At 67.2% G+C, this 7,324-nt stretch carries 8 protein-coding genes; 3 read left to right on the forward strand and 5 right to left on the reverse strand.

The annotated features are described in order from the left end of the window. From BUB17_RS27225 to BUB17_RS24630, 3 genes are all read left to right on the forward strand, one after another. Positions 1-478: hypothetical protein (locus BUB17_RS27225; protein ID WP_072921394.1), on the forward strand; the 478-nt coding region annotated here is incomplete at its 5' end. A 48-nt stretch (positions 479-526) separates the two neighbouring features. Beyond that, positions 527-1,432, forward strand: a complete 906-nt coding sequence (locus BUB17_RS24625) for a hypothetical protein (RefSeq protein ID WP_072921396.1) — start codon at positions 527-529, stop codon at positions 1,430-1,432. A gap of 11 nt (positions 1,433-1,443) precedes the next feature. Then, the gene (locus BUB17_RS24630) at positions 1,444-1,641 is read left to right on the forward strand and encodes a hypothetical protein (protein WP_072921399.1); all 198 of its coding nucleotides are present in this window, start codon (positions 1,444-1,446) and stop codon (positions 1,639-1,641) included. 1,623 nt (positions 1,642-3,264) lie between these two features. On the opposite strand, the gene BUB17_RS26435 is transcribed toward BUB17_RS24630, so the two are convergent. From BUB17_RS26435 to BUB17_RS24660, 5 genes are all read right to left on the reverse strand, one after another. Then, positions 3,265-3,624 (reverse strand): hypothetical protein, encoded by a 360-nt coding sequence (locus BUB17_RS26435; RefSeq protein ID WP_141243200.1) that lies wholly within the window; start codon positions 3,622-3,624, stop codon positions 3,265-3,267. A 92-nt stretch (positions 3,625-3,716) separates the two neighbouring features. After that, entirely contained in the window at positions 3,717-4,127 is a 411-nt protein-coding gene (locus BUB17_RS24645; protein ID WP_072921406.1) for a tail fiber domain-containing protein, read from the reverse strand. 2 nt (positions 4,128-4,129) lie between these two features. Further along, positions 4,130-4,366, reverse strand: a complete 237-nt coding sequence (locus BUB17_RS24650) for a hypothetical protein (protein WP_072921408.1) — start codon at positions 4,364-4,366, stop codon at positions 4,130-4,132. Positions 4,367-4,419: 53 nt separating this feature from the next. Beyond that, a complete protein-coding gene (locus BUB17_RS24655) occupies positions 4,420-4,638 on the reverse strand; it encodes a hypothetical protein (protein ID WP_072921410.1) in 219 nt (72 codons plus the stop codon). A gap of 489 nt (positions 4,639-5,127) precedes the next feature. After that, positions 5,128-7,324 (reverse strand): cyanobactin maturation protease PatG family protein (locus BUB17_RS24660; protein WP_141243201.1); only part of this gene is annotated, 2,197 nt, incomplete at its 5' end.

Below are 7,324 nucleotides of genomic sequence, written 5' to 3' on the forward strand. Positions count from 1 at the left end.
GACCCCGGCCATCTCCGCCGCCCACCTGGCCCAGGTGCACGCCCTGGCCCGGCCCGATGAGGCGGTGCTGCGCGACGAGCAGCGCACCGCCGACTACGCCCGCGACGCGCTGGCGCGGATCACCCTGCCCAAGGGCCGCGGCGTGCTGTCCGCCTGGCGCCAGCAGCAGTGGCTCGACCAGCACCTGATCGTCGTCACTGAGCTCGAGCGGGGCATCCGGCAGGTGTCGCTGACCCGCCTGACCAGCCGCGCCCAGCAGCGCGGGGAGCGGACCAAGCACGGCACCGTCGTCGACTTCCTCGTGGTGGCCAGCCGCTTCCACGCCCAGCTGCTGACCCACCAGCTGCTGCAGCAGCTGGCCCCCTGGCGGGTCCGCGGCCGCGCCCTGGCCCCCCGGCAAGGCGCGACGCGCACCTGGCTGCCCGGCGCCCCCCAGGTCGACCTGGCCGGTCTGGCGGTCACAACCGGGCTGCGCTGAGCACCTGCCACAGGTGGACCGACCGGTGCGGGAAGGAAGGTGGGCTGCGTGGGTCGAAGTCGGGTCGCCGACCCGGACGGCTACGTCGTCGACGCCGACCGCGGCTCGTCGGCCGCGGTGCTGACCAAGCGGGCGCAGCTGATCGACGCTGCTGCGGCCGCCGCGCGGGCAGACACCCGCGACGGCGCCCGCGAGCTCGACGCTGCGGTCGAGGCGTTGCCCGGGCTGACCCGGGCCCGGCGGGACCGTGAGCGGGCGATGCCGCGCGCCACGACGGCCGACGTGCCGCACCCGGCGATGCGGCGCCGGCTGCCGGGAGCCGACGCCGTACGGGGACCGCTGAGCTCCCGCCAGCGCAAGGCACGGTCGGTGATCAAGCGTGCCGCGCAGGATCGGCTGCCGACCGCTCAGCACACCGCCGTGCACCAGCTCATCAGCCGGTCCGGGCGCTGGCGGGAGCTGAATGACGCGCTCTCCGACGCCGCCGGCGACGTCCAAACCCTCGACGAGGACCAGCGACGCACCATTCAGCGCGTCGACCGGGCGGTGCAGACCTTCGAGCGGGCCAACGACCGGGGCCACGTCGTCTACAGCAACGTGCAGATGCCGGCGGCGGTCAACCGCTTCAACCTCGCCGGGTTCGTGCGGAACAACTTCTGGCCCGGGACCGTGATCCACTTCGACCGGTTCACCGCCGCGGCGCACACCCTGCACGAGGTCGAGCCAGGGCCCGAGGGCGCAGAGCGCTGCGCGGTGTTCGAGGTCCAGACCCGCCGCGGCGCCTACCTGGGCGCCTCCGACGGCTGGGACGACACCGCACATCTGCTGCCGCGGGGGATGCGACTGGCTGTCGCCGGCACCCACCGGGCGACGTACCGGCGCCCCGACGGCAGCCTCGGCAGCCGGCAGGTCATCCAGCTCGTCGACCTCGACGACACACAGCCTCCGTCCTGAGGAGATACACCATGCCCTTCACCGACGCCCAGGGCCGCCTGGAGCTGCTCATGCACCCGGATATCCTGCGCGGCGAGGTCGCCTACCGCCGCGAGTCCGCCAGCGACGACAGCGACGCCGGGCCAGCGGACCGGGCCCCCGCCGCAGCATCGGCCGCACGACCCGCCGCCACGGGGACCCGGTCTGGCGAGTCGACCTCGACCGGGTAGCCGCCGCAGAACTCCCGCCAGGGGCGCGGGCGAGGGGACTCGCCGGCGGCGGTGTCCGTGATCCCCGACCGCGTCCGGAACCACCCTTGGCGGTCGGGGATCCGACTGCCGCTGCGCCAGGTACCAACCCAGTAGGCCGCAGCGGGTCGTGGGTCCGTGTGACCGGACGAAGGGAAGTCTAGGGAGCCGCCGGCCGCCGCGGGGCGCTGGTGTGGTTCACCGGTGAGTCGACGCGCGGGCGAGGAACGCTCTGCTTGCCAGCGGGCGCAACGTGCACTTAAGCCATGCTCGGGCGGTCGGGAGCTCGACGAGGATCGGCCGGCCAAGGTTGGTCGCCCGCTCGCACTGCGCAGGGGACAGACCGCCCAGTCGTGTCAGCAGGTAGGTCGTTGCCTCCCGGGAAGGCTGGTCGGCCGTCAGCTGCTCGAGCACCTCCACGGTTGTCAACGACGGTCGAAAGTTGACCCCCTCGCCCTGGAACCCGCCCGTCGCGAGGGGGTCAGTTTTCAGGCGTCGTCGACAACGGTCACGACCAAGACGGTCGGGCTGCCGTTCCTCGCCGATGAGGGTCGGATGGTCCGCCCGGCGGCCTGTCGAGAGGGCGAGTGGGGTTCGTGCTTTCTCGCTGTGGCCGGCGGTTGTTGGCCACGCCCGCGGAGGTCCGCAGAGGAGTAGGTGCGGACACCGCTTGAGGACCTGGCCGCGGCGGTCGATGACCAGGGCATGCTCCACTGTCCTACCTAGAATTTCCCGCTGCCTGTGGAGGCCGTCTTGTGTGCCGAATGCATTTGGCGCTGGGAAGCCGACGACTCAATCGCATCGACCGATGTGGTGCCGGCCGCGCTGATCTCGCCTTGGGCCGACGGCCATAGGTCCTCATGACTCGGTTGCCGTCTCAGGAGCGGGCGCTCGTAGCAGACAGCGCCGACCGCACGCCGCGCATAGCGTCCGGCGGGTCGACCCAGCCCCCGTCGGCTCGGCCTCACCGGAGCCGCCGCCGGACCCCGGCCGGCTCTGCGCCCGGTCGACGAGCATCCCACGACTCGGCCGCGGCAGCCTCACCGGCCGCCGATCATGATCGCCGCAGATACAACATAGTCCCTTTTATGTTGTATCCCGCGGAGGTGGGGATGGTTGCTGAGCCCGCGTGGATGAGGGGGTGGGTTCAACAGCGACTCAAAGCGGCCAACCCGCAAACATCGCCCTTCAGCAACCAGCCATGGCGGCGCTGTGACGCCCGTCGGGTGCGTCCTCTACGGGGGTGGAACTGCCCCTGGAGTATGAAGCCGGCCCTGAGGCGCCTGATGGCCGTCAGAGGGGTCGGTGGCGATGCTGTCAGCCCAGGCTTGCTGCCCCAGCTGCTCGATACGCTTGATCAAATCTCGCTGCACGTCTCGGAAGCAATGCAGCCGATACTCACAGACCTCGCCCTCTCGTGCTCCACTGCCACCGCCTGTTCACCGAGGACCTCCTATATCACAGGCAAGCAGCTGACAAGCCTCTTGCATCGCCGCGAGATTCGACTGATCCTTGAGGGAACCTGATCGCGCTCGTTCAGCAGGCATGCCTAAAGCGCGGAGGCGGCTGAGTGAGACTCGCTGCAGTTCGCTTCCGCTGTCGTCATCAACGGCGCGCCATCACTGCGCAGTAGATGGCGGCCATCCCAGACAGCGTTCCGCAGTTGACTGTGCCTACGTCGCGCCAGACGAAGGGGCTGGGATTGCCGGGGTCAGGGATGAAACTGGAGCCAACGTTAACCCGGATAATTACATTCGGTGGTGGCTGGGAAGGCTGGTCGTCATCCGTGGCCTTAGCCGTTTTGCTCCGCTCCCGCACGTTGGCGAAATGCTTCTCCGCTTCGGGGAGGTCCATACGGGCTAAATCCTTCGGTGCGTCCGCCTCGAAGATGGGGAAGTCCTTATAAGCGTACGTGTACGGCTCGGATCGGTTGATGACCGTCAGGTGGGGTAGAACGAGTTCCATGCGCCCTTCCCTTCATAGCGCTGGCCTAGGCCAGGGTGAGTCGTCGCTCGAGTACCGACGAACCCAGGATCGACGAACCCAGGATGCACTCCCTAGGTGGTGTCGTCAGCGGTGCTGTCGTCAGCGGCGCTCCGCTCCTCGTCGGAGACGAGGAGCGGAGCGACCCGTTCGTGCAGGTCGGCCAGCTCCTGCCGGAGATCGTCGACAAGCCGGTAAAGCGCCTGAATGGACACCAAGGCCACCCCGTTGGCGTCTACCAGAGCGATTCTGGTGTCGTCCCCGCCCAACCCGAACGTCGCCGCCCAGTCCTGCGCCATCGGACCCAGGTGGCGAACCTTTGGGGTCTCCCAGTGATAGCGCCAGGTGCTTATCGGCAGGCTGGCGACCAGATCGAGGATCCGGAACCCGTTCACCGGCTCGACGGGCTGGACCTGCTCGACCGGCTGCACCGGGTCGCCCAGTCCGGCCGGCCCGGGGTCGGGCCGGCCGGACTGGTCGGGCATGCTCAGCGAGTCCACTCCACCAGAGCAATGTCGCGCTTGAGGGTGCGGTCGCTCACTGCTCCGAGGACGGCCGGGCCAACCGTCTTCACGACGTCCCAGACATCGCCCCAGCCGAACGCGGCCTCGATCCCGCCCTCGGACGCCATGGCGGATGCCGGGAGCTGGCTGCGGTCGATGGGCGCCGCCTGCATCGGAAGCTGCAGGGAAGACGACCGGTCGATCCTGATCTGATCTGTCATTTCCTACTCCTTCTCCTTCGTTGTCGGACTAGTGCCGGGGCCCCGGCACGTCGCTACGCATTGAGCCAGGGCTTCGCGTAGTTCTCCCACATGTATTTGCCGGGCGCCTCCAGCCAGTTGCCGACCGGCACTCCTCCCAAGATGTCGGCATCGATTCCCCGATCGCTGTTCAGGGCCGCGGACGACACTGCGCGGTCGATCGGCGGGGCCTGGTGCGGTACGTGGATCGCAGGCTGGAACTCCGGTGCATGCGTTGCCGAGCGGTCGGACATCGTAAGGCCTCCTGTCGCATCGGGGCGGGGATAGATCAGAAAATGCTGTTCAAGGAATCTGGGGGACGGACAGGGTCCATCATCCAGTCAGGAGGAAATAGTCGGAGGTCGGCGTCGATTCCTCGGTCGGTGTTTAGGGTCGCGGGCGACACCGCGCGGTCGATCGGCGGGGCCTGGTGCGGTACGTGGATCGCAGTCTGGAACTCCGGTGCATGCGTTGCCGAGCGGTCGGACATCGTAGGGCTCCTTTCACTCATATACGATCCCGTATCGCTCCCTATAACACATTTCCCGCGCCGGATCGGGCAGGTCGCTACAGCCCGCGGCCTCAACGCCGCCCGCTAGGGTCACCGCCTCCTCGGAGCTGTGGTCGTAGCGTCGAATTGGATGAGCTTGCAGTGGAAGATGGAGCCATCGCCCTTCATATGACGCGGTCGACGCGGTCATCGATACCTCCTTGGTGTCGCTGATTATTCATGTGGCTGTCGATCATCTGCCGAGGAAGCGGTGCGACGGCGCAAGGCTGACTGGCAGATCGGCACTGACGTCGATGGTGAGCTGCCAGTGCACCGTGGCGCGCTGATCGTTCTCCGGGTCGAAGAACGTGATGATGACGTCCCAGCAGTCAGAGTCCATACGGCAGTACGGACTCTTGGCAACGCTGATCGTGTCCAGTGCGTACAGTCCGGTGTTCGGTCCTGGTACGTACTGGGCGGAGAGGAAACCATCCCGGATCTCGTTGCCGAACAGGAACGCGTTGGTTCCGGCGAAGTTCAGCGCGCGGTCCGGAGGGCTCTGCCCGAGGTTTCGGAACTGGTAGTAAATCTTGTCGAGGAACGCGCGGATATTTCGCCGATTGTCCTCGTCGCTGATGCGGGTACCGGAATCGGTTCCCTCGAGGCTCTCGTTCACCGCGTTAATCACCGCCCGCACTAGCGCCGCTTCGTTCCAGGTGTACAAGCCACGGGCACTGACCTTGGCCACCGGTACCACCTGGCCAGAGAACAGTCGCACCGTTTTATCGGTCAGTCTCCCAGGAATGGCGACCCGTGAGACGTAGTTATCATCATCGACATTCTGAACCTGGCCGACAATGGCGTCACGGAACACCTTGTAGACGTACGAAACGGGGGGGTAGGTGGCGAAGTTTGAGAGGATGGTGCTGAGGTGATCCGGGTATCCGACAACCTCGTGCAGCTCTGGCTTATCCTCGATCGGGGACCTGAACGGCTCCCATGTCATGCCGACCGAGGCCTCGGCCTCCAGTGCGTAGATAGGGGTCCGAGCTATGTTCAGCGTCCAAGTGAGCTTGTCGGAGACCCAAGGGTTCTCCGCCAGATACCGGTTCACATGCCGCGGGTCATACGGGTTCGGTGGGTCCATGATTGGAAGGCCGTCCGCACCCGTCCCCTCACGCCGGAACGGCAGCATCTGCTGGCGGAACCCGTCCCGGTTTGCCTCAGTCCGGAAGTCATAGCCAATGGTGCCAATGGCATAGATTAGCTGGCTGTTGCTGTTGCTGTTGCCGTTGCCGTTGCATCCGCATCCGCACGCAGCCCGCACACCGGGCGCCATCGTCGCGACAGCGGCTGGGTGCTGGCCGGGCGGCTCTGCCACCGACCACCGGGCCGGGCCGGGTGGATCGGTCGGACCAGGAGAACTGGGCGGGGCGGCTACGGAGGCGGCCTGAATCTGAGGCACTGCTGCGTTCGTGCCGGGGGAGCATGGAATCTCCTCCGTCGCAGCACCGACGCTGCCGGCTGCGACTAGGACCTCCCCGGTCGACGGCGTGGGCGCCGCTGGTACGGAATTCGATGGTGTCTGCTCGGACGGTGCCAGCGCAAGATCGGAATGGTCCACAGCCGTTTTCCCTCCCATGAGGATGACGTCGTATGCCCGCGGGACGTCGAGCCGCCCCGCGGGGAAGCGGTGAGACCTCGGACCGCCGCTGGGCTCGCACGGGGTAGCGGTGGAGAGGATTGCCGCCCGGACACCGAGTAGGTCCGCGGTGTCGCGGGTGAGTAGTTGCACACTTGCCAGTAACGCGGCGACACCAGATACCACCGGAGTTGCAAAACTGCTGCCGGTGAGGGTGGCCGTGCCGCCTCCGGGAACCGCTCCACCAATGTCTAGTCCGGGTGCGAGCACCGCATTGGACCGGTAGGCCTCACCCCAGTTGTTCAGCTCCAGCGGCTGGCCGTCCAGTCCGCATGCACCCACTGCGAGCGTCGAGGACACCGCAGCGGGGACCTGCACGCAGTCGCAGCCGTCGTTGCCGACGGCCGCGACGACGAGGACGCCGTTGTCTTCACAAAGTTGGAGCGCATGGGCGAGCATGCCCTCCGCTTCGCCCGTCGGTGTCGGTTCACCCCCGCTGACGTTAATGATGTTCGCGCCGGCGCCCACGGCTTGCTCGATCGCTCGAGACAAATCCAGCTGCGAGAGGCGCTCCCCGTCCCGGAACACCGGGGCAATCAAGCCTCGGCAGTGCGGGGCCAGGCCGAACACCGGGCTACCCGCCTGACCGAATAGCAGGCTGGCGACATGGGTCCCGTGCTTCGACATCAAATCGCTGCTCGGTGTGTTCGGAACGAGGGTGTCTAGCGTGGTCAGGTCGGCCCCAGCGAAGCACGGATGGGACAAGTCCACCGGACCGTCGAGAACGGCAATGCACACCCGGTTGTCG

Source organism: Geodermatophilus obscurus (assembly GCF_900143215.1).
In the GTDB taxonomy this organism is placed as follows: domain Bacteria; phylum Actinomycetota; class Actinomycetes; order Mycobacteriales; family Geodermatophilaceae; genus Geodermatophilus; species Geodermatophilus obscurus_A.